This is a genomic window from Ornithinibacillus bavariensis, from assembly GCF_050433565.1.
GTDB lineage: Bacteria > Bacillota > Bacilli > Bacillales > Amphibacillaceae > Ornithinibacillus > Ornithinibacillus bavariensis.
In genome coordinates, this window is the sequence record NZ_JBNPWZ010000002.1 from 267,315 (window position 1) to 293,771 (window position 26,457).

Below are 26,457 nucleotides of genomic sequence, written 5' to 3' on the forward strand. Positions count from 1 at the left end.
TCTTATAGATACAACTTCGAATGATTTAAACGTTGCTTCCAAAACAAATATTTTTTTCTGAATAGGAAATAATAAAGCAAAAGATATCCGTTCTAAGGAGGCAAAATGTGAATAAGCATATCAATTTAACATCAGGTGAAATAGCATCACTATGGACAGTTTATATGAATGATAGTATGTCATTGCAGGTACTGAGTTTTATGTTGAAGGATTTAAAGGATGAAGAAATAAAACCAGTTATCCAACATGCTTATGATTTGTCATGTTCACATATTGAGAAGCTAACAGCTATCTTTAAAAAAGAAAACTATGCCATACCTAACGGATTTGCAGAACTAGATGTAAATCCTAATGCTCCTTGGCTTTTCACAGATGTCTTTTGTTTAACCTATGTTAATTTTATGGCAAAAATAGGTTCTGTAACATATGGTGGTCTTCTTTCCATGAGTACTAGGAAGGATATTCGTGATTATTTTACAGAGGTTATTCATGAAACTACGATACTTTACAATACATCTTTAGATATAGCGCTTGAAAAAGGAGTCAATTCAAGACACCCATATATTTCTGTACCTAAAGAGACAGATTTTGTAGATAGTAAAGATTATTTAAGCGGGCTTAATCCGTTTCAAGACAAGAGGCCACTTAACGCTATTGAAATTTCATATTTGTATATGAATATTATGACAAACTCTATAGGCAATAAGCTTTGTTTAGCATTTGCACAAACATCTCCTTCAAAGGATATACAGGAATATATATTAAGATGTAGTGACGTAGCGAAAAAGCATGTGAAAATTTTTACGGACATATTAAAGGAAGAGGATATAGAGGTTCCAGAAGTCCCAGATATCAGTATTAGCAATTCTACCACGTGGACTTTTTCCGATAAATTAAATATGTTTCATATCTCTTTAATGATGCAAGCTGGCATTGGTAATTACGGTACTGCATCTGCAGCAAGTCAGCGCAGTGATTTAATGCTGAATTATGAGCGTCTATCACTAGAGGTGGCTAAGTTAGCGAAAAGCGGAGCAGATATAATGATTCAGTATAATTGGTTGGAACAGCCCCCTGGGATTAAATTACGTAAGAAATTAGCAAGAGATAAGGAAAAAAGCTGAAACAAAATATATTCCAGCTTTTTTCTGTACATGCTACTTTAATTTTTCTTTGTAAATGGCCACCAATTAACATTTCCAAATAATTTAACCATCACTGGTACAAACAGTGGTAACATGACTAATGCATAAAGGAATAAACCGATCAACACGACAGTGGCTATTTGTAAAATAGATAACACTCCAGAAGGTAGCATCGCAGCGAATGTTCCACCTAGTATTACTGCTGCAGAAATAATAACTGTACCCATTTTCTTCATTGCCGTTAGCATAGCTTCTTTTAGATTGCCGTCACGATACTCATTGAATCTGTCCATTAAGAAGATACTGTAATCTATACCTAATGCGGTAAGCATAACAAAAGCAAAGAATGGTACTGCCCATGTTAAACCATCATAGCCAAGAATATTGACAAAGATAATTTCAGTAAATGCCATAGAAGTAAAGTATGTTAAAACTAAAGACCCGATTAGATATATTGGCATAAAAATCGAACGTAGTAAAATGATTAATACGATGAGAATACCAATTATCATGAATATTACCGTTCTAGAGTAGTCTTCATCAGAAACATTTTGCAGGTCGTTGTTTGTACTACTGATTCCACCGATTAAGGCTTCGCTATCCGCAAAAATGGTTCCTTGTTTAGCTTCCTCGGCCTTAGTAGTTACGTTATCTACCATATGAATGGCTTCCGTTGAATATGGATTATATTTCAATACAATATCAAATTTGACAATCGTTTTATCGTCTGAAAGATACATATTAGCGCCTTCCATGAATGCTTCATTTTCGAGCGCCTCTTCAGGGATCATGACCATTGGATTATCTTCATCTGTTTTGATATCAGCAAGATATCCTTGTACGTCTGTTAGACCATCACCAATTTGTTGAAGTCCATCGGCACCGTCAGACAATCCTGCTGCTAATTGACCAAGCTGATCTTGCATGTCTTGAAAGGCAGTTTTCAATTGTTCTTGACCACCATATAGTTGAGATAGCCCATCCTGTAAATTTGGAATATTACCAACTACTTGGCCTTGACCACTCGCAGCTTTGTCTAACCCTGCTTGGAGCTGGTCAACTCCATTTATTAATTGTCCAATCCCTGATGAAATCTGCTCTTGTGCAGCGATGGACATGCTTAGATTATATTGGTTATTTTTATCGTTTAACTGATTTAATGGTTCAATAACCTTAGATTCCATAAGTTGTTGGATACTTCCTAATGGTTTTACCTGGTCTATTAGTTTTTCAAGAGTCATATATGCTGTCATAAAATCAGTATCCTCTTGTAATTCTGCATGTTTTTGAAGAACGATTTCTAGACTATTATATACGTGTGTAATAGTATTCGGTAATTGGCTCAAACTACTAAATTGTTGATTGTTTAAATCGGTAATACCTTGTGCTAGCTGTTGATATCCATTCAGTAATTCTTTATTACCAGAAATGGTTTGGTCAAGCTTTTCTTTAATTGTTTGAAGGTTTGTTTTTATTTCACCAGCACCGATAGCGCCTGATTCAATACCTTGTTCAATTTGACCTAAGGCAGATTGAATATCTCCAATGCCATTGTTCGCAACCTGAGTTCCCTGTAATAATTGGTCAACGCCATCCTGGGCATCGACTAATTTAGGGCTAGCCTTTTCAAGCTCAGAGGATGCTTCTTGTAATCCGCTTTGGATTTCGGTTATGCCATCCGTGCTTTTTCCTATTCCATCCGATAATTGACCTGTAAAGTTTCCTACTAAGAAGTCTTCAATGATGGTACCTGTTGGTCTAGTCGCACTTCTTACCTGATCGACACCTTCCAATTTTGATAATGACTCAGAAATTCGTTCAATTTGCTGAAAGTCTGAAGCTGTATCAATGGATGTATCTAATTTATAGACGACAGACATTGGCATCGTTTGACCTGGACCAAAGCTATCAGCAATATAATTAAAGCCTTTAACAGATTGGTAGGAATCCCCGATTTCTTCTAAAGAGTTATAGGATTTACTGCCATCGTAGGATACTAGTGCAGGGACAACGATGATTGCAACGATGATTAATGCAATGAAAGGCCTTGCCCATGCAAAGGTTCCTACTATCCCCCAAAGCTTACTTTCTTTATGGGATACAGCTTTATCAAATGGCCAGAATAATTTTTTTCCGAGTACAACGAGAAAGAAAGGAACTAATGTACCAAGTGCAATAAGGACGACGGCAACTCCGACTGCTACTGCAACAGCTGATTGATACAAGGAGAAGGTGGAAAGTCCAATAGTGGAGAAACCAATAAGTACAGCTATTCCTGCAAAGGCGATGGTCTTACCACTAGTTTTATAAGTGTTTAATACAGCATCCTTTATCGATTCTCCATTAGAAATTTCTTCTTTAAATCTACTAATTAGCAGGATGCAATAATCTGTACCTATACCAAACATAACTGCAACCATGAAAATTTGTGTAAAGGTTGATAATGGGAAATTAATTTTATCTGCTAATATAGAGACAACCCCTTGTGCTGCTAAATAAGATATTCCAACTGTTAATAATGGAATAAAAGGAGCAACAAAGGATTTAAATACTGCAAATAATATAATCAGGATTAATACTACTGTAATAACTTCTGTTTTCTTTAAACCTTCTTCAGAGTTGGTAATTATATCCTGTGAAATAAAAGCCTCTCCAGTTAAGTAATGATCAATCGTAACATCTTCAAGTGAAGCATAGATAGCATCGCTCGCATCAGCTATTTCACGGTCTTTTAGTGAAACTTCCAATGGAACGATAATCGTTTTCCCATCCTCTGAAACGGTTTGCTCTTCTATTTGTGGATCTTCTTTAAAAGAGAGTATATTTGAAATACCTAAATGATCTGCTTGTTCTTCTAATCGTTCGATTGCTTCTCCAACACTATCTTTTTCTGTTGTATTAAACCCATCTTTTTCATGAAATACAAGTACCGCACTTGTACGATTCGCTTCTTTATCCGTTTGCATGGAATCGATTAATTTTTGTGCTTGAACGGAAGGTGAATCCTCTGGCGCTGCTATTTGTCCTTTTTCACGTACAAGGTCTTGTAAATTGGGAGCAAATATAAAAAGTGCTATAGCACTCGCAATCCAGACCAATGCAATTATCCATCTAAAATGAATTATATGTTTCATTCATCTACTTCCCCCTCATCCATAATTCTGGCTAGCTTTTCTAATAATTGAATAAACGTACTTATTTCTTCATCTTCAAAGTTTGATAAGTATTTTCCTAATACTTCAAATAAAATCTTCTCCGTATGTGTGACAAATTCTCTTCCTTTTTCTGTAGCGAGAAGATATACTACTCTACGGTCTCTTTCATCGCGTTCTCGAATAATAAGGCCTTTATCAAATAAACGGTTTACTTGTGCAGTTACAGCACTTTTTCCTATTCCAAAAGTATAGGCAATATCAGTACTCGTGCATTTTTTATTATTAGCAATGTATTGAAGCGTTGGAAATTGATCTGATGTGATATCAACATTTATTTTTTCCTTTAATAAAATACTAACCTTTCGATAGACCAGATTTATGGCTGCCTGATACCGATCTACTAATTCCTTTAATTCCAAATACGTTACACCTCCCTTAAAAAGGTTCATAGGTTAAATAGTTCACTTATTGAACTATATTATCATAGCAAGTTAATTAGAATATGGCAATCCAATTATTATGAACATTTAATGTACAAAAGAAAGGAAATGCATTTCAATTTCCACTTATGCATTTCCACATTTCTTCTAATATTATCGATGGACTTCACCATGTCGGATGATTTTAACGTTTACATCAATTTCAACATCAATTTTAGGGAAGAGTCTATTCCATTCTTCCGTCGAGAGTTCTCCTCCTTTCTTATGAATTCTGTACTGAACCCCGTATCCAAAAATATCTGCATTTAATTCTTGTATAATGGAAAGAATTTCTTCAAATCGCTTTTTAATATTATTTTCAATTTCTTTTTCAAGACCATGAATTGCTTCGGGATTATCAAGCTTTAGACTTTCTGATATTTCTAATAGGTTTAATAGCATATTAATAGTAGTCTTGAATTGTAATTTTTCTTTGTTTTTCAATTTGATATTGCCTTTCCCTTTCTCTACAATATAGACCATATTGACATTCTTATCTTTTTTGGCGTGGCTTTTATCTGATAGGTAATCTGCTACCATATCAATCGGAATGGTCATCTCATAATAATGCTCCCTGAGGGTGCCCTCCATGACTTGAACTAACACTTCATCCTTTAAGGGAAGCTGTCCTACCATTTTATCCTCCTTAAATAAGGCGATACCGTATTTAGAAGGGATCCCTTTCTTCATCCCTAATATTGGTAGAGTTGGCTCTATTCCTGGTGTGTTAATTAATGCTGCAACCTTTGGTAAGGAGCGCTCGGGAAAAATTCGTTTTTCTTCCCCAAGTCTGATGAGACCATGTAAAAATTCTCCCAGATTAGCACTAATGCCTGGATCCTGAACATTGAATAAACTACTTGCGTCAGATTCGCTAACCGCTAAAAATAATGTATTTGGGACATTTGCATCTCTTCTTAACGTATCAAGGAGCGGTTTTATACCTTTTTCGGCTGCACTCCTTCCGTAAATTTCTAATTCCTGCTTCCCAACCACTATTTCTTGATTGGTCTTGGTATTTGCGTTCCTGACTGCACCTTTTACAGTTTTTCCTTTTCCTTTAATTGTTGTATTGACGTTTGGGGAATCCTTTACAAATTGCAAAAGACTCAGGGTAACCTCTATCTCACCATCATCCGTGATATCTGTTCCTCGGGTGAGTATGACTCCTAAATTCTCTAGCTGAAATGATTCCATACAACTTGAAAGAAGCAACAATAAACTAACCAATATCAAACATATCTTCATAGTTTTCATGCTTCTTCACTTCCTTGACGTCTCTTCCTCTTTTTTATTAACACGAATATGAGTAGAATGAATGGATAAACATAAATTAGCCAGAAACTATATCTTGCAATTAAATCAGTCAATTTACCAATTTGGTAATCATAATGAAAAAAATTGACAATGGTTAAATAAAAGATTGCCAAAACCCATATGGTAATTTTTTCAGGGACTTTATATACTCGTTTCACTCCATATGATATTGCCCAGAGCAAAAACACAAGATTTGGTAAAATGACCATCAGCCAAACCATAACAACGATATAATCTAATCTCTCTAAAAAAGTGAGAGAAGCACTTTTAAATAGGATTAGTAATGCCCAGTCAATATGTTTTAAACCTTCTGCAGCGAAATAACCAATAGAAATTGTAGTGACTAATAGAACTGTAAAAATGGATAGTGTAAGTCCAAGAAAAGCTGGTAGTTTTGCTTTATTTTTATTTGTTATAAATGGATAAATGATCATTAATATTTCAAATCCCACCAGTGTATAGGAGGTCTCTTTAGCCCCTTTTAATAATTCGGGAATTGAAGTTTGAAACATGGGTAAAAAATTATGCCAATCCATTCTCATTATCGGGTCATAGAGGATGAAATAAAGCCAAAAGGTTGAAATGAAAAGTAGTAAGGATAACCCAACCACAACCCTTATTCCGCCAAATACAGCATAAAGGACTAGTAGCATGATTAAGAAGGCTATAGCAAAGTTTGGTAGTTCGTGATAGGCAAAAAGCTGAACAACCTCTGTGTACGTTAATAAGATGGAGAGGAAGCTTGTCCCAAAATGAATGATGAAGATTGTACTAATTAATTTTCCAATCCAAGTTCCAAAAATATCTGCATGGATTCCAAATAAATCTGTATTTTCATATTTTTTTAAGATCACAAACATAACATAGATAACTAACGCGATATACAAATAAGCAATAAGAATCGCTATCCAGGAATCACGACCTGCTTCCATATAGATAAAACGTGGAACACCAATGACTCCTACCCCCATTTGTATATCAAAAATAATAAAGAATAGGTAGAATGCTCGAATTCGGTTTCCTGGTTTTATTGAAACATTAATATTCATACCTCACCTACTCATCAATATCCCGTATCTGATCTGCATCCTTAGAGCTAAAGCGTTTAATAAATTTTGGACGATAAGATCGTGCTCGTTTACTACTATGGTTAAAGGGAGTACGGAAAAACACCTTATTAAAGTCCTTGATTTGTAGTGGATACAAAGGAACCAAATAAGGGCGACCTAGAGACTTTAATCGAAGAGTGTGTATTATTAAAAAAGTAATGCCAAATACAATACCAATTAATCCAAAAAATGCAGCCAAAATAATTAATGGAAAACGAATTAATCGTATGGTAGTTCCGAATAAATAGCTAGGCGTAGTAAAAGAAGCAAGGGCACTCATTGCCACAAAAATAATGAGGATATTACTAGTTAATCCAGCTTCTACAGCAGCCTGACCGATAACAATACCACCAACAATACCCATTGTTTGCCCCACCTTAGTAGGCAATCTAGCCCCTGCTTCTCGTAATAGTTCAAGAAGAAACTCTAGTAATAGTGCTTCAAAAATTGGTGGAAAGGGAACGGAAACGCGTGATTGCCCAATCGATATCAGAATTTGTGTAGGAATAATTGCATATTGATATGTCAGTGCCGCAACATAGGTAGGTGTTAGTAAAATCGAAATAAACATGGCGACAAAGCGTAGTATTCGTAAAAAAGACCCGGCCTGCCATCTCATATATAAATCTTCGGTAGATTCTAAGAAGCTAAATAATGTTGCTGGTGCTGTAAATCCAGAAGGACTATTTTCGACCAGAACACCAAGTTTTCCTTTCGTAATATTATAAGCGAAACGATCGGGTCTTTCTGTAATATCAAATTGCGGGAATAAGTTATTCTGCGAGTCCTCTAAATATTGTTTTAATACGATTGCATCTTCTACTTCATCAACATCGAGTTCCTTTAATCGCTGTCTCATCGTCTGTACATCATCATCGTTGGCAAGACTTTTCATATAAACGAGACGGACATCTTTGGGCGAAACTTTTCCAATCTTATATTCTTCTAAGACTAGATCAGGTGATTTAATTAGCCAACGTACGATGTTCATATTCTTTGATAATGATTCGGTAAAAGATATTTGTGGGCCAAGTACAATTGATTCTGTCTCTGCTTTTTCTAGTGAACGGCTTTCTTTTTTAGCAAAAATATAGTCAACCGCAGTTTTTTCATCTTCAATGTAAATATATACTTTACCGATAAGTAAACCATTAAGAATTTCCTCTATGTCAACACTAGTTGAAGGCGAATTAACTGGTATAGTATTCATAAGAGTTTCATTGGTAAGCTTTTTTCCATTTTTGTCAAACTCTACTAATGGTTGAAGTAAAGATTGTTGAATGCTAGCCATATCGATTTGATAGTCAATAAAAAACACGACAACATTACGATTGCTTACCGTATATCTAGAAAACTTTAGATCTGGATTTCCTTCGAATTTATCGATAAGAATTTTTTCTAAAGTATTAATCTTTATTGGGAATATTGAAATTCCTTTATTCTTAGGCTTTTGTTTTTTCCACATAGAAACCTCCAGGTTGTCTAACGGTCAGAGATTAGTATGTCTAAAATGCTTGATTTTATGTATGAAGGAATGGGAATGGGATTTAGGGAAAAAGAAAGTCCCAGGGGAATTCCTTCCCAAGGGACTTTTTTAATCTTCTCTCGTAACAACATCCACTTTCCCGGTTCCTGGATCAATTACTAATCCATGAACCTTTACATAGGATGGTAGTAATGGATGATTTCGTATTAAGTTAACACTTTGAATGACAGATTCTTCTACTGTTTCGAAGCCGTGAAACTCATCTTCGAAATCTATTCCTGCATTTTCCAATGTCCGGATCGTTTCTTCTGGAATACCTTTTTCCACCATTTTATCGGTTAATGCCTTCGTATCAACTCGTGACATCCCACAATCATGGTGCCCAATCACAGTTACTTCTTCTGCCTTTAATTCGTAAATAGCAACTAAGATACTCTTCATAATACTATCAAATGGTTTACGAATAATGGCACCAGCATTTTTAACCATTTTGACATCGCCGTTCTGAATATTTAATGCCTTTTGCAGAAGCTCTACTAATCGCGATTCCATACAAGTAAAAATAACCATTTTCTTATTGGGAATGCTATCGGTTACATATTTTTCGTATTGTTTGCCCTCTACAAATTTTTTGTTAAATGCAAGCATATCGTCTAGATGCATTGTTTCACACTCCTTCTAAAATGAACAGTTTGGGTTACCCCATTAAAACTATAGCAGTTTTCGAACATTATACAAAATGAAAACTATAAAGGGGTGAATTGGATGGATGGGCATGTCCGTCATTGTAAATTATGTCAAAGGCAAATGAGCTATAGTGTATTTTATATGTGTATTGACTGCTTATTAGAGCTTGAAAAGGTTAGTGGTTATGTGAGAAGGAACCCTTATTCTAGTATAGAAGAAATCTCACAGGGAACTAATTTATCGAAGGAAAGTGTCCAAAAGATCATCAATTTTAATCCTAGATGTTATAAAGTGCGTAAAAAAGTTTGAAAATAGTTTATTTAAGAAAAGTGTTGACTATTTAATTTTGCCAATCTATAATGATGAGGTACTAAAATTTTAAGAAAAGGAGGTCATGGAAGATGAATAACATTAAAGTAAACCTAATCGTTCATAATTTAATATATCTTGTGACCTCTGGTAAGCGGGAAATTATGCCTTAACCTCAATGTACATAGGTATGCTTTGTTTCATTCGTTTATGTAAAGGTCATTTATGTGCTATGGCCTTTTTATGATATTTAAGGGGATTATACGTCTGTTTTGGTCTTATATTCCTATTATAGATACATGCATGTGCCACTTAGCACATGCATTTTTTTGTTTTTTGAGTAACTGAATATTCCTCATTGGAGGTTAGCCTTGTAACCTAAATAACCACATGAATGAATGTTAAAAATCTATAGGTAGTGGAGGTTCATATATAAAGCAACTAGAAAGAAAGAGAAGGTGATATAGATGTTTCAGGTTTTTAAGAAACTAGATTGGTTTTTCAAACATTATTGGAAACGGTATACCTTTGCGATTGTTTCTTTAATTATCGCAAGTGCAATTGGTCTAATTCCGCCGAGGTTAATTGGATATGCAATTGATCAAATCCAATTTAGTACGCTGACAGCAAAATTATTAACTATTATCGTCGTTGGCTATGTAGTACTATTAGTAATTCATTACTGTATATCATTTCTATGGGATTACACGCTATTTAGTGGTGCCGTTATATTGGAGCGTTGGACTCGTTCGAAGCTAATTGACCACTTTTTAAAAATGACACCAACATTTTATGGGAAATACAAAACTGGTGACCTAATGGCAAGGAGCACGAATGATTTAAAGGCGATTGCTCAGACTGCTGGTTTTGGAGTGTTAACACTAGTGGATTCCACAACATTTATGTTCATGCTAATTGCTATGATGGGATTCTCTATTAGCTGGAAGTTAACCCTAGCAGCATTAATTCCATTACCAATCATGGCTATCATCATGAATAAGTATGGTGCGGCAATTCATGCTAGATTTACCGATGCACAAGCAGCTTTTGGAAATATGAATAATGAGGTACTTGAATCTATTCGTGGAATTCGTGTTATTCGTGCATTCGTTCAGGAAAAACAGGATAAAGACCGTTTCGAAACGATGACAGAGGAAGTGTATCAAAAAAACATTGCGGTTGCAAAAATCGATGCTATGTTTGAACCAACAATGAAAATTCTTGTTGGGCTTTCTTATACAATAGGCCTCGGATATGGAACGATGCTAGTTTTTGAAAATGTTATTTCTTTAGGAGATTTAGTTTCCTTTAACGTATATTTAGGAATGCTAATCTGGCCAATGTTTGCGGTTGGAGAATTAATTAATGTCTTGCAGCGTGGTAATGCTTCCTTAGACCGAGTGAATGAGACAATTAATTATAAGGCAGATGTCCAAAATCCAGAACATCCCGTAGAAGTTGACCATGTTGATTCGATAGATTTTATTAATGTCTCATTCTCATATCCAGGAACAAAAATAAATCAATTAGAGAATATCAATCTGCATATCCAAAAGGGGCAAACTATTGGAATCGTAGGAAAGACAGGATCAGGTAAGACTACTTTATTTAAAATCATGCTACGCCAGTATCCAGGAGTACGTGGACAACTTAAGTTCTCAAACACCGACATGGAAATGATTAAATTAGAACAAATTCGTTCTTGGATTGGTTATGTTCCTCAAGACCAAATTATGTTCTCGAAAAGTGTTCGAGAGAATATTCAGTTTGGGAAAAATGATGCATCTGATGATGAGATTTTCCGCGTTATGGAGCTTGCACATTTTGTAGAAGATATTAAGCAGTTACCACAAGGCCTTGACACAATGGTAGGGGAAAGCGGTGTAACATTATCTGGCGGTCAAAAGCAGCGGGTTGCTTTAGCGAGAGCATTTATTAAAGATCCCGAGATTCTGATTTTAGATGATTCTCTATCAGCAGTAGATGGGAAAACAGAATCTAAGATTATCGAACACTTACGTAAAGAGCGAAAGAATAAAACTACCTTTATTGCAGCACACCGCCTATCTGCTGTTACCCATGCGGATCATATTATTGTGCTCGAAGACGGGAAAATTGTAGAAGAAGGAACCCATGAAGAGCTCATGCAAAATGCTGGATGGTATAAGGAACAGTATGAACAACAGCAGCTGGATGATGAGGAGGTGATCTCCTAATGAAGAAGAGATCTACTGAGAGAAGACTATTTCAATATGCCTTACAATTTAAAAAGCGAATTATTATTGGTATCATCTGCCTGATGATTGCTACTTCATTGGAATTAGCGGGGCCACTTATTGCGAAAACAATTATAGATGAACATGTTGTAGGAATTGAAGGGACATGGTATAGCGTTCCTGTAAAAGATGATCGTACTACTGTTGAATTTGAAAACAACTACTATAAACGCGAAGATCGCATCAATGAAAAAGATGAGATTGTAAATACGAATACTATCCTACAAATTGGGAGTGAATACTTCCTAGTTCAAGGGGAGGAAGTACCTTTACAGGGGGAAAGAAGTGTAAATGGTAATACGGTTACAATCAAATCACAGACAGAGAGTATTACGTTTACAGGTGAGAAAATTTCTGCAAGTGATATCTATTCGTTTTTCAAGCCTGAACAAAGACCAATTCTCCTCTTATTAGCGTTATATGTTGGTTTGCTTATCATTGCTGGTATTTTTCAGTTCTATAAGACATTTATGCTTCAAAAAGCTTCCAATCAAATAGTGAAAAAGATGCGTAATGACATTTTTGAACACACGCAGCGAATTCCAATAAACTATTATGTTGATCAGCCTGCAGGTAAAATTGTTGCTCGTATTACCAATGATACGGAAGCTATACGTGATTTGTATGAAAGGGTTCTAAGTATCATCATTACAAGTGCAATTTATATGGCGGGAATCTTTGTCGCATTATTTATCTTGAATGCAAAACTAGCTGTATGGTTTTTATTATTAATACCACTAATCATTGTATGGATGAAGTTTTATAAGTTTTTCGGAACTAAATACAATAAAGTAATCCGTTCAACAATCAGTGAAATAAATGGAAAAATAAATGAAGCTATTCAAGGAATGACCATCATACAGGCATTTCGTCGTGAAAAAAAGACGAAGGAAGAATTTGAAGTATTAAATAAAAGACATTTTACGTATCAACGAAAATTATTAAAATTAAGTGCATTGACATCGTATAATTTAGTTACGGTCTTTCGAAATATTTCATTTGTCGCTTTTATTTGGTATTTTGGTTCTGCTTCTTTAGACATTCAAAACATTATCTCTATTGGGATGCTCTATGCAATAGTGGACTTATTAAACCGATTATTTGAGCCAGTAAATGATATCGTGAATCAATTGCCATTACTAGAACAAGCAAGGGTTGCTGGAAGCCGTGTGTTTGAACTAATGGATAAAGAAGGCGAAGAGGTTAACCAAGAGAAAATAAAACGTTATAAAGGTAACATTGAATTTGATCATATTTCATTTGCTTATAATAATGCGGATTATGTTTTAAAAGATATATCATTGTCGATTAAATCGGGAGAAACAGTAGCATTTGTGGGACATACCGGCTCTGGAAAAAGCTCGATTATGAATTTATTATTTAGGTTTTATGATCCGCAAAAAGGAACAATAACTATTGACGGTCATAACACAATGGAATGGTCCAGACAACAAGTACGTAGTCATATGGGGATTGTGTTACAGGATCCATTTTTATTCTCAGGGACTATTATTTCCAATGTCACCATGAATGATCCGAAAATAACACGGGAAAAAGCTATTCAAGCATTACGAACGGTCGGTGCGGATCGATTCATTGAGAAGCTGCCGAAGAAATACGATGAAAAAGTATCTGAGGGTGGAACAACGTATTCATTAGGTGAAAGACAGTTAATATCCTTTGCTCGTGCTCTTGCTTTTGATCCAGCAATTCTTATTCTAGATGAAGCGACTGCTAACATTGATACAGAGACTGAAAATGTAATTCAGCATGCACTAGAGGTTTTAAAACAAGGTAGAACAACTTTAGTTATTGCCCATCGCTTGTCAACCATTCAGCAAGCAAATACCATATTTGTGTTGGATCATGGTAAAATTATAGAACAAGGTAATCATGAGGAGTTAATTGCAGAAAAAGGCACGTACTATCAAATGTACAAGATGCAACAAGGTATCTCGCAAAGAGCAGTCTAGAATGGTACAGATGTGGGGTGTACTCATGGAAGAGGAGAAAGGTATACAACCAGACATCATTGATGAAGACCTGTATGAAGAATTTGAAGATGAGGAGCTTTATGAGCTTGTCCAGCAAGCAAGACAAGAGGCACTCTTAAAAGCATCACAAGATAAACAAAAAAAGCCAAAACGTCCATTTTCTAAATGGATGTTCTGGCTTATTGCTATTACAATGGTAATTAACATAATAGCAATATTACCGTATACTTTCTCCATTCCAGCAATAGACTTCCTTATAACCTCGGCGAGACTTTCTATCCAAGAAGATATAAAAACGTATAAAGAAGCAGTTGTTGTCATAGAAACAGGGGAAAGCAAGGGAACAGGATTTTCTATTTCCCCAGATGGTTATATTCTTACTAATTATCATGTAGTCGATAATGGTGCCCCAATTACAGTAGCCTTTCCAAATGAAGGTCTTATTCAAGGTACAATCGAGGCTGCCTTTCCAGATGTGGATTTAGCTTTATTAAAGGTTCCGTCTGAACAGGAATTACCATATTTAACCCTTGCAGAGAGCTTTAGCTTCGAGGAAAATGAACATATTTCATTTATTGGAAACCCGCTTGCATTTAATGGGATTGCAAATGAAGGAACAATCATTGGATACACCGATTTAAAAGATTGGGATCAGCCTGTTTTAATGATTGAAGCTCCGGTATACCGTGGCAATAGTGGAAGTCCTATTATTAATGATGAAGGCGAGGTAATCGGTGTAATCTTTGCCACACTCGACCATGATATACACGGAGAGGTTGGCTTGTTTATTCCAATAGAATACTTCTTTCAACGAAATAATAAGTGATTCTTATTATTTATCAAAAATAACCGATACAATAGGAGAGAGGCTGTCCTTCTCTTCTATTTTTTTATAGATGGGACACAATAATGAGGGGCATTAACTTTTTTTAATCTAAATGTAAAATTCTGTGATGGGCATTGTAATACTTGTACGGTAAGATATTCATATTCTTAATAGAAAAATATAGAAGATTATGGTGGTATTTATGACCCTTAATGAAATAATTAGAATAGTTTTTAATTTGGCAACGCCCATAAAGTTTGTAATACAATCGAAATATATGAAAGAATGGGGTGGTCTACTATGACCATACGCAATTCATTAAAAGACATCCCCTTAGATAAACTAATAATGAAAGCGCAAAAGGATGATGAGGCTGCTCTTAATTTTTTATTAAAAAATTATCAACCATTTATAGCTAAATCTGTCTCAGAGGTATGTAAACGATATATTGACCCGGAGCGTGATGATGAGTACAGTATAGGCTTATTAGCGTTTCATGAGGCAATTAGACAGTATTCACCACACAAAGGGAGTTCTTTTTTAACGTTTGCTAATTTAGTTATAAAACGTAAAGTCATTGACTATATCCGATTTAATAGCAAAAATAAAGTAGCTATCTCATTGGATGAGACGTTTGACGAAGAATATATGGAAAGTCCGACTGAAATTGAAGCCGTAAAGGAAATTTATCAACAAGAACAAGAAGCATGGTATCGCAGACAAGAAATCCTTGAATTTAAAGAAAGGCTTGCGACGTTTAAGCTATCCCTTCATGAGCTAACAGAGATTGCACCAAAACACCGTGATGCTCGTGATACTGCAGTTCGTATCGCAAGAATAATTCAAGATGACCAGGAGATGAGTGCCTATGTAAATAAGAAGAAAAAATTACCGATTAAGGATTTAGCTAAAAAAGTTGATGTAAGTAAGAAGACATTAGAACGTAATCGAAAGTTTATATTGGCCATTTTTATTGTTCTTAGTGAAGATTTTGTTTTTCTCAAGGATTATTTGAAAGGGGTGGGCCAGTGAAAAAGGGTATTGTAATGGAGCGGCACCAAAAATATATGGTAGTGCTGACACCAGATGGCTCATTTGAAAAAGCGGCTACTATAAAAGGTGTAGATATCGGGTTTGAAGTAATATATGAACCCATTATTGAAAAAACCTCTACTTCTGTTTTTCGAAGGAATTTTTTCTCTATACGTACTGCTGCGTTAGCTTGTATAATTTTAATTGCATTATTGCCCTTATATTTTATTACAAATAAGAATGAAGCGTATGCATATGTTGATATCGATATTAATCCAAGTATCGAGCTAGAGATAAGTGATAATTTCAAAGTAGCTGATGTAAAAGCATTAAATGAAGATGCATCACGTTTATTACAAAAAGTAAAAGATTTGAAAGGTAAAAAAGTAGAGGAAGCAATTGATGAAATTATTCATTTGAGTGAAGAAAATGGTTACACGAATACAGCTAAGAATGTATTAGTTGGGGTCCACTATGTGGATAAAGCGGATGCGGGCAATCCATTAATAACTAAGATCCATGATCACTTTTCCAAGAAAAATACAGAATGGCAAGTGGTCACCTTAGAGATTCCCGATGAAGTTAGGATGAAAGCTGAAAAGGCAAAGCAATCAATGAACGAGGTTTTAGCAAAACAGGTTGTTACAGATCAAAAAGACAAACAAGTACTTACGGAAGACGAAAAGGAAGTATTGCAATCATTTTATAATCGTAAAAACTCTCTTGGAACGTCCAAGGAAAAAGATACTGCTGAAGAAAAACCATTAAATAAGGGGAAGAAAAGAACTGATAAAGATTTAAAAGAACAATTACATCCTAGTGAGCTAAAAGACAAAAATCGAGATAACCATCCCAAAAATAACGGAAAAGAAAATCAGAATAAAGCAAAGAATCAAGGTAAGCCTCACAATATTGATATAAATAATTCCATACATAAAGGAAAAGGAAACAATCAAGAAGACCATAATAAAAATCGTAATCATGGAAAAGATGGGCACAAAAAGCAAGATAAGAATAAAGGGAAGCAACATAATAAGGATCATGGAAAACAGAAAGATAATCGAAATAATGGGAAAAACAAAGGTAATAATGGAAAGAATGATCATCACCAACATAATAATGGAAAGAATGGTCATCATCAACATAATAATGGAAATCAAAAAGGAAAAAATAGGCAAGACGGTTTTTCCTATCTTCATCCATATTTATATTAGGAAGGGAATGTATTTCCCTTCCTTTTTTACTTACATTTCCAAAATAGCAGTGGGAGTATATTTCATTGCATGGTCAATATAATATAGAAGGTTTTCATGTGATTGTACAATTTTTTGTTCATCTAAAGAATAATGGTAGGCATGGAGAAAATTCTGTATCTTTTTAGAAAGTAAGTCATCCTTTGTCCGCACCATGAGCACAAGTAAATCATCCCATTGTCCCCAAAGTGTGTAATATAGTGCCTTATCATAGTCAGGTATATCCATGAAATTCCCCTCCTTTTTAACTAAAGGGTATTACTAGCTTTCCCCTAATATATATATATTTTCTAATAACAGTTTGGTGTGGCTTCCAATTAAAGGATGGGTTTTTTAATGAACTATGACAATCATATTGGTGTTGATTCCATATTAAGGATTGCCTTCCTTAGCATAATCAAAATGACGAGGTACATACTAAAAAGTGAAAAAGGGAGGGAAACAACCATGAAAAAGAGCTTGTTTGGTATTGCGGCGTCAGCTCTAATTGTTTTGGCAGGTTGTGGAAATGGTAATAATGATGATGCAGAAAGTCAACGAGGAACCACTAATCAAAATGTAGATCCTGTCCGTTATCAAGACCATGATGATGCCAATGATAATAATCGAAATTACACGCTTCAACGTGATTTAGAAGAGCCGAATAATGTCAATACCAGAAATATCAATAATGTCAACAACAGGACAAATGACAATCGCACCGATAATAACAATGGGAATCGATATGATGTTGCTAATGAGGCGGCAGACAAAATCGTCGATCAAATTGATGTCATTGAGCGTGCTTATGTTCTAACAACAGATAATAATGCTTATGTTGCTGCACAGCTAGATGATAATAATAACAGAAACCGTCTAAGCGATAATGGGGATGCATTAACAGACGATGTCAAAAATAAAATTTCTACTATCGTCAAATCTGTTGATAATGATATTGACAATGTATATGTCTCAACCAATCCAGATTTTATGAATTTGACAAATAATTATGTTAATGATGTTGATCAGGGGCAACCTGTTGAAGGTTTCTTTGAAGAGATGGGAAATATGATTGAGCGTATTTTCCCACAGAATAAAGGTAGATAATTGTATAGTGCTTCCACTAATTTGGAAGCACTATTTTTTATGAGCGAAATAAAAGTTTTCAACTTATTTAATCTTAGACATATAATTCTTATTAAACATAGTTGATTACTATGTAATAAGAAATTGGAGTTGTTACAAATGGGACGGGAGTTTGTAGAGATATTTGAGGATTGGGCAGAAGGTTATGATCGGACTGTTGCAGGAGAGAATCCAGAGTATCAGGAGGTCTTCCGTAACTATGAGGAAATCTTATCATTAGTTGCTGATAATTCTTCTGGAACAGTACTGGAATTTGGTGTAGGAACTGGTAATTTATCGGAGAAGCTATTTGAAAAAGGGTTGGATGTAATTGGTATTGAGCCATCAGAGGCAATGCGGATAATTGCTGAGTCCAAACTACCTCATATGACAATACTGGATGGGGATTTTCTAATCTATCCTCAAATCACGAGACCAATTAACACGATTGTAAATACGTATGCTTTTCATCATTTGACAGATGAAGAAAAAGCTAAAGTTATAAAACGGTTTTCAGAGATTTTATCACCTGGAGGAAAAGTTGTCTATGCGGATACAATGTTTGCATCAGAGTTTGAAAAGAACAGAAAAATAAACGAAGCAAAAGATGCTGGCTTTTTTACACTTTCAGAGGATTTAGAACGAGAGTATTATCCTATAATTAACAACGTAAAGAATATGTTTACAAAACAAAATTTTACTTTTTATACGAAGCAAATGAATGATTTCGTTTGGTTTGTCATAGCAGATTATAAAGGGAAAAAAGAGGAGGGAATCATTTTGAAGAAGATGAACGTTGAAAGTTTTAATTTGGATCATACAAAGGTAAAAGCTCCTTATGTACGATTAGTAGGTGTAACAGTTGGGGAGAATGGGGATCAGGTTTATAAGTATGATATTCGATTTAAACAGCCTAATAAAGAGCATATGGAAATGGCAGGTCTCCATTCATTAGAGCATTTAATGGCAGAGAATATTCGAAATCATATGGATCAAGTATTGGATATTAGTCCAATGGGATGTCAAACGGGATTTTATCTATCGATCCTAAATCATGATTCCTATGAGGAGGTTTTAAAAGCGTTAGAGAAGACCTTACAGGATGTTCTAGAAGCTGATGAGGTACCGGCATGTAATGAGGTTCAGTGTGGCTGGGCCCATAATCACAGTTTAAAGGGAGCACAGGAAATCGCAAGGGAAATGCTTTTAAAAAAGGATGAATGGCGAGAAGTCTTTTAACAATGGGGGGAGACAGGTGGTTTATAATTCCATACATGAATTAGTTGGGAATACACCACTTCTTAAGATAAACCATTTCCATCTTCCAGAAAATGTTCATATTTTTGCAAAGCTAGAATATTACAATCCAGGTGGAAGTGTAAAAGACAGGCTAGGTGTCGAGCTTATTCAGGATGCAATACGTAGAGGCAAGCTGTCTCCAGGTGACACTATCATTGAACCTACAGCTGGTAATACGGGTATTGGCTTGGCACTAGCCGCAAAAAAGATTGGGCTAAAGGCAATATTTGTCGTTCCAGAGCATTTTAGTCAGGAAAAGCAGCTTATTATGCAGGCATTAGGTGCAAAAATAATTCATACACCGAAGGAGGCTGGTATGACTGGTGCCGTTGAGAAGACCAATGAACTACTTCAGCAAATTTCAGGTAGTTACTCACCCCAGCAATTTAAGAATCCAGCAAACCCGAAAACATATTACAGCACGTTAGCGCCTGAAATTTGGAGGGATTTAAAGGGGGATGTCGATATTTTTATCGCAGGAGCAGGTTCAGGTGGGACATTTATGGGGTGTGCACAATTTTTCAAGGAAAGAGATTCAACGATAAAGACAATTATTGTCGAGCCCGAGGGTTCCATTATTGCAGGAGGTAAGCCTGGTTCACATCGAACAGAGGGGATTGGCATGGAGTTTTTTCCTCCATTTTTAGATTCGTCCTATTTTGATCAAATATATACCGTCCAAGATCAGCAAGCCTTCGCACTAGTAGAAGAGCTTGCTAACAGAGAAGGCTTACTGGTAGGGAGTTCTTCCGGTGCCGTTATGTATGCAGCGCTAGAAGAGGCAAAAGTTGCACCTGAGGGCACGAATATTGTTACGATTTTTCCTGACGGCAGCGATCGTTATTTAAGTAAAGATATTTATTCTAAGGTAAAAGGCGGGGAGATATAAATGCGTTCAAAAACAAAGATGGTCCACGGTGGAATTACGCGTGACGAGCAAACTGGTGCTGTCTCTGTTCCAATTTATCAGGTTAGTACTTTTAAGCAAGATGGTATAGGAAAGCTGAGGGGCTATGAATATTCCCGAACTGGGAATCCAACCCGTACTGCATTAGAATCGGTAATTGCCGAATTGGAGAATGGAACACATGGTTTTGCCTTTAGTTCCGGTATGTCCGCAATTACGACAATCTTACTGTTATTCAGTGCGGGAGACCATATAATTCTAACAGATGATGTGTACGGTGGATCCTACCGATTAATAACAAAGGTATTAAAACGATTTAATTTGGAGTATACATTTGTTGATACAAGTAACATTGAAAATGTGGAGAATGCTGTAAAAGAAAATACGAAAGCAATCCTTATCGAAACCCCAACCAATCCTTTACTGAAAATAACGGATATAAGGAAAATGGCGGCGATAACATCCAATAATGATAAGCTGCTCATAGTAGATAATACCTTTGCTTCACCGTATTGGCAAAACCCGTTAGATTTAGGAGCAGATATTGTACTTCACAGTGCAACAAAATATATTGGCGGACATAGTGATGTGATTGGCGGGTTAGTATCTGTTAAATCTGAGCAACTAGCAGAGAAAATTCATTTTCTACAGAACTCAGTGGGAGCTGTATTGGGTCCACAGGATTCTTGGTTATTAATGCGTGGAATTAAGACACTAGCTCTGCGAATGGAGGCTATAGAAGCAAGTACTAAGAAGATAGTCGATTTCTTGTTAAAGCATAAAAGGGTTATGAAGGTGTATTATCCAGGATTGCCTACTCATCCGGGCCATGTATTGGCTAAAAGTCAAACTAGAGGTTTTGGTGGAATGATATCATTCGATGTCGGGGATGGAAACTATGCCGAAGAGATCCTTAAGCGAGTTAACTATTTTACACTAGCAGAAAGCCTAGGTGCAGTAGAAAGTCTAATCTCCTTACCGGCAAAAATGACTCATGCATCTATACCATCCGAAAGAAGGCTAGAACTTGGTATTTCTGATGGGTTAATACGATTGTCGGTTGGGATTGAGGATGTAGAAGACCTCATTGAAGATTTGGCACAGGCTTTAGGGGATGCTTAAGTGACAGGCAGCTTTTAGCTGCTTTTTTATTTTTCAGGAAACACAGTATAGTTACTTTTAATCCAAATATGCTAAAATGAACACAATATTAAAATGGAAGGAATGGCAAAAAATGAGTGAAAGAGCATTGAAGTATCTGTCTGACAATCGAGAAAGATTATTAGAAAGGTTACAAGAATTCTTGTCAATACCTAGTGTTAGTACAGATAGTGTACATAAAAATGATGTCCAAAGAGCAGCAACGTATCTACAAACTTACTTAACAGAGATTGGTTTTCAACAAGTTCAACAAATTGAAACAAATAAACATCCAATTGTATATGCGGAATATATGGAAGCGGGTCCTGATTCTCCTACTGTACTATTATATGGGCATTATGATGTTCAACCGGTCGATCCGATCGAATTATGGGATAGTGATCCGTTTAAGCCAGAGATAAGAGAAGGTAGATTGTATGCACGCGGTTCAAGTGATGATAAGGGGCAAGTGTTCATGCATCTAGCTGTATTTGAAGCATTAATGAAAACGGAAGGAAAGCTCCCATTAAATGTGAAGATCTGTCTTGAAGGGGAAGAGGAAATTGGTAGTGAAAACCTATATACCATGCTCCAAGTGAAAAAAGAGCTATTTCAGGCAGATTTTGCTGTGATATCAGACTCAGGTATGGTAGCGAAAAATCAACCAACCATACTTTATGGATTAAAGGGATTTACAGGTATTGAAATTACAGTTACGGGACCAGATCATGACTTGCATTCTGGTATGTATGGTGGGGCAGTACGTAACCCCATTATGGCCTTATCCCATATTCTCGCTTCAATGAAAAATGACGATGAAGTTGTAACAGTCGAAGGTTTCTATGATGGTGTAGAAGCTTTGACTAGTGAGGAGAAGGAATTAATTAAACAAGTTCCAAGTGAGGATTTTGTTAAGGCAACTGGTATTACAGAGACTGTTTCGGAAAAAGGGTATACAGCAAAAGAACATACGATGGCTAGACCTACATTTGAAGTGAACGGGATATTTGGTGGGTATCAGGGAGAAGGTACGAAGACGATTATTCCAACGTCGGCAACTGCGAAGATTACGTGCAGACTAGTGCCAGGTCAAGACCCAGAAACGATTCAACGTTTATTAGAAGCCCATATTAAAAAGGTTGCTCCAAAGGGTGTTACTGTAGAAGTGAAAAAAGAAAAGCTCTCTGCTAAAGCCTACAAGGTTGAGCCGAATCATCCATTAATCCAAAAAGCGGCAACGAGTTATACAAAAGCATTCGGTAAAGAGGCGGTCTATGTTAGAATGGGTGGATCTATTCCAGTTGTGGAATGGATTGATCATCTTTATACTATTCCAATTGTCTTATTAGGATTCGGTACACCTGAGGATCGACTACATTCACCAAATGAAAGCTTTCCATTAGATAGTTTTGATAAGGGGATGGAGACATTAGTTTACTATTGGCATGAGATAACAAACGGTTAGATGTTTTGATTCTAATGCAAAATATAGAGGGATATTGGTCACTTTTAATGGGGGAAAAGAAATGGAAAAAGCTGTTGATAATGTTTATCAAAAGGGAATATTGAATAAATTTTTTGAAGCATTCGGGCTGGAACAGAAATATAAGTTGCTAGGAGACTTTGAGAATTATGTATATGAAGTATATAAAGGGAACAAACCTTTCATACTTAGGGTAACTCATAGCTCTCACCGATCAATGGAAGAAATTCTTGGGGAAATTGACTGGGTTAATTATTTGTCTCATCATGGTTCAAATGTTCCTACTGTTTTTCCATCGCAAAATAACCAAATAATAGAGGAACAAACCGCTACCGATCAAACAAGTTTTTTTGCCTGTCTTTTTTCCAAGGTTGAAGGAATAGGGGTACGTTCAACGGATGAACAATTTAATGATACGCTTTTCCAAAGCTGGGGAAGAGAAATAGGCAAAATACATCGTTTGACTGATCAATACGAATCTAAGCATGGATATCGAAAACATTGGTTTGAGGATGACTTGTTTGCGTTAGAAAAATATGTACCAACCGAATTAAAGGTTATTCAACGGAAGAATGAAATTATTAAGCAATTAAATGAATTACCAGAAACAAACTATGGATTAATCCATAATGATGTGCATAATGGCAACTTCTTTTACGATAATGATAATATTTATATTTTTGATTTTGATGATGCCTGTTATTTTTGGTATGTTTCCGATATTGCAATTCCACTATACTATGCTTGTTACTCATTATTTAAGAATGAAGAGCGTTTAGATGAAAAGCGAGTATTTGCCAATCGATTTATTGATAATTTTATGATTGGCTATCAAAAAGAATTTATGCCTCCGGAAAGATGGAAGGAACAACTAACATTATTTTTAAAGGTACGTGATATTACACTGTATGCGGCCTTAAATAAAAAGATTGCACCGGAGGATCGAAACCAAGGCTTACAGGAAAGTATGGAACAAATAAGAAGAAGAATTGAACACGGAGAGCCTATTGTGGTGTTATGAAAAGGAGGAAAAGGTCTGCAAATATGCAGACCTTATTCTCTATACTAGTAATAGTACCCCCTACCATATCCACCTGCTCCAACAATAATTAATAGGATAAAGAGGACAACGATAAATGCAAATCCACCGCCATATCCGCGACTCATTAATAAGTCACCTCCATATTACTAAATTCATATATTTATGATGACTAGTAGTACCAGCCATCACCATATCCATAGCCTCGATGATAACCACTCGCTCCAACGATAATTAGTAGAATAAATAACACTACTAGTAAAGCAAAGCCAGAGCCGTAGCCACCTACTACATTACTCATATCTTTCCACCTCCTCACTTATAATGTATGATATTTCCCCAGATATGACAGGGCGAATGTACAGAAAACTAGGCTAAAGTGGTTTATAATGTATTAGCTTTAACATACTATACAACTGGTTGATTTAATGTAAGTGATCCTAAATTGTGATACACTTATTTAATGGAAACTAAATTAGTTAACGGCGTATGCTGAATAAATAGAAAGGGCGATTACATGATAAACAGAAAAAGCAAACGTGAGATTGAACAAATGCAGAAAGCTGCAGATTTGCTAGTGGAGGTACACAAGGAAATCGCTAAGATGATTAGACCAGGTATTTCAACATTGGAAATTGATGCTTTTGTTGATAAGTTTTTAGAAGAGCACGGAGCTATACCAGAGCAGAAGGGATATAATGGTTTTCCTTTTGCAACCTGTGCATCAATAAATGATGAAATTTGTCATGGTTTTCCACGTGAAGATTTACTACAGGACGGGGATATCGTGACAATCGATATGGTTGTCAATCTTAATGGAGGATTAGCGGATTCTGCATGGACGTACGCAGTCGGAAATGTGGATGAAAAGGGTCTACGTTTGATGGAGGTTACTAAGAGATCACTTTATATTGGAATTGAGCAGGCGAGAGCGGGAAATCGTATTGGCGACATCGGTCATGCAATTCAAACGTATGCAGAGGGAGAAGGCTTTTCTGTAGTAAGAGATTTCACGGGTCACGGCATTGGTCCATCAATCCATGAGGACCCACATGTTCCACATTTCGGCCTTCCTAATAAAGGCCTTCGCTTAAAGCCGGGAATGGTAATAACCATTGAACCAATGTTAAATGAAGGTGATTGGCGAAGTAAGGTAGATAGCAATAATTGGACAGCAAGGACAATTGATGGAGGACGTTCCGCTCAATATGAGCACACAATTGTTATTACCGATGGGGATCCGATAATTTTGACAGAACAAGATCGGTAAGAAGAAATAACACACGGGATTCTTTTGTTAAGAATCCCGTGTGTTTTTATAGGCATTTATCATTCTTATATTAGAAAAATCAGTTATAATGGTAGAAATTTAACTAAGGGGGGAAGAAAAAGTGGAGACAGTAAATGGAAACAAGAAAGAATTTACAACACGTGCTATTTTGATTAAACGAGGGATGACAGTTGGCTTTCCTATCATGCTTGGGTATCTTCCGATAGCAGTTACATATGGAGTTTTAGCAAAGCAATCAGGACTATCGTTATTGGAGTTGACATTAATGAGTGTGCTCGTATTTGCTGGGGCAAGTCAATTTATGGGTGCAAATATGATTGCTTTAGGTGCAGGGGCAGTAGAAATTATAATTGCAACTTTTGTTTTAAACTTCCGTCACTTTGTAATGAGCTTTTCCTTTATGAATAAGCTTAGGTCTGTTCCTATTAGATGGAAAGTACCATTAGCACTAGGGTTAACGGATGAAACCTTCGCAGTTTCTTCTTTACATATTAAGGAGGCTAAAGAGAAAAATGGCCACTGGTTTTATGGTGCCCTTACGTTAACGGCATATTTTTCATGGGTATTCGGTTCGCTTCTAGGGGGTTTAGTAGGAGAAATTATACCCGAGACATTAAGTCAAAGTATGGGTATAGCACTTTATGCGATGTTTATTGGATTATTAATCCCATCCGTAAAAAAAGAGCTTAAAGTTGGATTAATTGCTATTATTGCTATGTTCATAAATGTTATTTGTTTGCAATTTATGAGTAGCGGCTGGGCGATAGTTTCAGGTACAGTATTAGGCGGATTAAGTGGTGTATTGTTACTGAAGGAGGAACAGGCATGATATTCCTTATTATTATTGGAATGACTCTTGTGACCATGCTCCCTAGAATTATTCCTGCTTTCATCGTAGATAAATTACAGTTTAAAGATTGGGTTAATCGCTGGTTAAATGCGATTCCATATGCTGCCTTAGGGGCATTGATTTTTCCAGGGATTCTTTCTGTCAATCCTGATAAACCTTATATTGGACTTGTAGGTGGATTAGTTGCTATTGGATTAGCTTATATCGGATTAAATGTAATTTTTGTAGTGGTAGGGGCAATCCTGTCTGTATTTTTATTAACTACTTTCTGAAAAA

Annotated in this window: 24 protein-coding genes and 1 pseudogene; 16 read left to right on the forward strand and 9 right to left on the reverse strand. The window is 35.9% G+C overall.

What is annotated here, in order from left to right:
- Positions 1 to 107 precede the first annotated feature (107 nt).
- Positions 108 to 1,124, forward strand: coding sequence for a DUF3231 family protein (locus tag HNR27_RS05200; RefSeq protein ID WP_429339003.1), 1,017 nt, complete (start codon positions 108 to 110; stop codon positions 1,122 to 1,124).
- Positions 1,125 to 1,162: 38 nt separating this feature from the next.
- On the opposite strand, the gene HNR27_RS05205 is transcribed toward HNR27_RS05200, so the two are convergent.
- The 6 genes from HNR27_RS05205 to HNR27_RS05230 form a co-directional block, all read right to left on the reverse strand.
- Complete coding sequence (locus tag HNR27_RS05205) at positions 1,163 to 4,279, reverse strand: MMPL family transporter (RefSeq protein ID WP_429339004.1); 3,117 nt, start codon at positions 4,277 to 4,279, stop codon at positions 1,163 to 1,165.
- Entirely contained in the window at positions 4,276 to 4,719 is a 444-nt protein-coding gene (locus tag HNR27_RS05210; protein ID WP_429339005.1) for a MarR family winged helix-turn-helix transcriptional regulator, read from the reverse strand. The genes HNR27_RS05205 and HNR27_RS05210 overlap by 4 nt, the downstream gene beginning before the upstream one ends.
- A 174-nt stretch (positions 4,720 to 4,893) precedes the next feature.
- On the reverse strand, positions 4,894 to 6,036 hold the full coding sequence (locus HNR27_RS05215) for a Ger(x)C family spore germination protein (protein WP_429339006.1): 1,143 nt from the start codon (positions 6,034 to 6,036) through the stop codon (positions 4,894 to 4,896).
- Entirely contained in the window at positions 6,033 to 7,145 is a 1,113-nt protein-coding gene (locus HNR27_RS05220; RefSeq protein WP_429339007.1) for a GerAB/ArcD/ProY family transporter, read from the reverse strand. The genes HNR27_RS05215 and HNR27_RS05220 overlap by 4 nt, the downstream gene beginning before the upstream one ends.
- A gap of 7 nt (positions 7,146 to 7,152) precedes the next feature.
- Entirely contained in the window at positions 7,153 to 8,670 is a 1,518-nt protein-coding gene (locus HNR27_RS05225) for a spore germination protein (RefSeq protein ID WP_429339008.1), read from the reverse strand.
- 129 nt (positions 8,671 to 8,799) lie between these two features.
- A complete protein-coding gene (locus tag HNR27_RS05230) occupies positions 8,800 to 9,354 on the reverse strand; it encodes a beta-class carbonic anhydrase (RefSeq protein WP_212919171.1) in 555 nt (184 codons plus the stop codon).
- A gap of 800 nt (positions 9,355 to 10,154) precedes the next feature.
- Here HNR27_RS05230 and HNR27_RS05235 point away from each other — a divergent pair.
- From HNR27_RS05235 to HNR27_RS05255, 5 genes are all read left to right on the forward strand, one after another.
- On the forward strand, positions 10,155 to 11,903 hold the full coding sequence (locus tag HNR27_RS05235; protein WP_429339009.1) for an ABC transporter ATP-binding protein: 1,749 nt from the start codon (positions 10,155 to 10,157) through the stop codon (positions 11,901 to 11,903).
- Positions 11,903 to 13,936, forward strand: coding sequence for an ABC transporter ATP-binding protein (locus tag HNR27_RS05240; RefSeq protein ID WP_429339010.1), 2,034 nt, complete (start codon positions 11,903 to 11,905; stop codon positions 13,934 to 13,936). The genes HNR27_RS05235 and HNR27_RS05240 overlap by 1 nt, the downstream gene beginning before the upstream one ends.
- A gap of 1 nt (position 13,937) precedes the next feature.
- Positions 13,938 to 14,783 (forward strand): S1 family peptidase, encoded by an 846-nt coding sequence (locus tag HNR27_RS05245; RefSeq protein ID WP_429339011.1) that lies wholly within the window; start codon positions 13,938 to 13,940, stop codon positions 14,781 to 14,783.
- A 300-nt stretch (positions 14,784 to 15,083) separates the two neighbouring features.
- Positions 15,084 to 15,815 carry an RNA polymerase sigma-I factor gene (sigI, locus tag HNR27_RS05250; protein WP_429339012.1) on the forward strand — a complete coding sequence of 244 codons (732 nt, stop codon included), beginning with the start codon at positions 15,084 to 15,086 and terminating at the stop codon, positions 15,813 to 15,815.
- Positions 15,812 to 17,029, forward strand: a complete 1,218-nt coding sequence (locus HNR27_RS05255; RefSeq protein ID WP_429339013.1) for an anti-sigma factor domain-containing protein — start codon at positions 15,812 to 15,814, stop codon at positions 17,027 to 17,029. The genes sigI and HNR27_RS05255 overlap by 4 nt, the downstream gene beginning before the upstream one ends.
- Positions 17,030 to 17,059: 30 nt before the next feature.
- On the opposite strand, the gene HNR27_RS05260 is transcribed toward HNR27_RS05255, so the two are convergent.
- Positions 17,060 to 17,296, reverse strand: a complete 237-nt coding sequence (locus HNR27_RS05260) for a YhdB family protein (protein WP_212919176.1) — start codon at positions 17,294 to 17,296, stop codon at positions 17,060 to 17,062.
- A gap of 108 nt (positions 17,297 to 17,404) precedes the next feature.
- Between HNR27_RS05260 and HNR27_RS05265 the strand changes: the two genes are divergently transcribed.
- From HNR27_RS05265 to HNR27_RS05295, 7 genes and pseudogenes are all read left to right on the forward strand, one after another.
- A complete protein-coding gene (locus HNR27_RS05265) occupies positions 17,405 to 18,154 on the forward strand; it encodes a YhcN/YlaJ family sporulation lipoprotein (protein WP_429339014.1) in 750 nt (249 codons plus the stop codon).
- Between the two features lie 138 nt (positions 18,155 to 18,292).
- Positions 18,293 to 18,760 (forward strand): annotated as a pseudogene (locus HNR27_RS05270) (class I SAM-dependent DNA methyltransferase); the annotation flags it as partial.
- A 189-nt stretch (positions 18,761 to 18,949) separates the two neighbouring features.
- The gene (locus HNR27_RS05275) at positions 18,950 to 19,411 is read left to right on the forward strand and encodes an S-ribosylhomocysteine lyase (protein ID WP_429339198.1); all 462 of its coding nucleotides are present in this window, start codon (positions 18,950 to 18,952) and stop codon (positions 19,409 to 19,411) included.
- 16 nt (positions 19,412 to 19,427) lie between these two features.
- Positions 19,428 to 20,360 carry a PLP-dependent cysteine synthase family protein gene (locus HNR27_RS05280; protein ID WP_488168368.1) on the forward strand — a complete coding sequence of 311 codons (933 nt, stop codon included), beginning with the start codon at positions 19,428 to 19,430 and terminating at the stop codon, positions 20,358 to 20,360.
- Positions 20,361 to 21,500 carry a bifunctional cystathionine gamma-lyase/homocysteine desulfhydrase gene (locus HNR27_RS05285; protein ID WP_429339016.1) on the forward strand — a complete coding sequence of 380 codons (1,140 nt, stop codon included), beginning with the start codon at positions 20,361 to 20,363 and terminating at the stop codon, positions 21,498 to 21,500. It begins immediately after the preceding gene.
- 112 nt (positions 21,501 to 21,612) lie between these two features.
- Complete coding sequence (locus tag HNR27_RS05290) at positions 21,613 to 22,983, forward strand: dipeptidase (protein WP_429339017.1); 1,371 nt, start codon at positions 21,613 to 21,615, stop codon at positions 22,981 to 22,983.
- A 61-nt stretch (positions 22,984 to 23,044) separates the two neighbouring features.
- The gene (locus tag HNR27_RS05295; RefSeq protein WP_429339018.1) at positions 23,045 to 24,022 is read left to right on the forward strand and encodes a phosphotransferase enzyme family protein; all 978 of its coding nucleotides are present in this window, start codon (positions 23,045 to 23,047) and stop codon (positions 24,020 to 24,022) included.
- A gap of 44 nt (positions 24,023 to 24,066) precedes the next feature.
- On the opposite strand, the gene HNR27_RS05300 is transcribed toward HNR27_RS05295, so the two are convergent.
- Together HNR27_RS05300 and HNR27_RS05305 are read right to left on the reverse strand one after the other, a co-directional pair.
- Positions 24,067 to 24,168, reverse strand: a complete 102-nt coding sequence (locus tag HNR27_RS05300) for a YjcZ family sporulation protein (protein WP_429339019.1) — start codon at positions 24,166 to 24,168, stop codon at positions 24,067 to 24,069.
- Between the two features lie 44 nt (positions 24,169 to 24,212).
- Positions 24,213 to 24,341 (reverse strand): YjcZ family sporulation protein, encoded by a 129-nt coding sequence (locus tag HNR27_RS05305; protein ID WP_212919183.1) that lies wholly within the window; start codon positions 24,339 to 24,341, stop codon positions 24,213 to 24,215.
- 216 nt (positions 24,342 to 24,557) lie between these two features.
- On the opposite strand from HNR27_RS05305, the gene map reads away from it, so the two are divergent.
- From map to HNR27_RS05320, 3 genes are all read left to right on the forward strand, one after another.
- Entirely contained in the window at positions 24,558 to 25,310 is a 753-nt protein-coding gene (map, locus tag HNR27_RS05310; protein WP_212919184.1) for a type I methionyl aminopeptidase, read from the forward strand.
- Between the two features lie 184 nt (positions 25,311 to 25,494).
- Entirely contained in the window at positions 25,495 to 26,160 is a 666-nt protein-coding gene (locus HNR27_RS05315) for an AzlC family ABC transporter permease (protein ID WP_429339199.1), read from the forward strand.
- On the forward strand, positions 26,157 to 26,453 hold the full coding sequence (locus tag HNR27_RS05320; RefSeq protein WP_212919185.1) for an AzlD domain-containing protein: 297 nt from the start codon (positions 26,157 to 26,159) through the stop codon (positions 26,451 to 26,453). The genes HNR27_RS05315 and HNR27_RS05320 overlap by 4 nt, the downstream gene beginning before the upstream one ends.
- Positions 26,454 to 26,457: the final 4 nt, after the last annotated feature.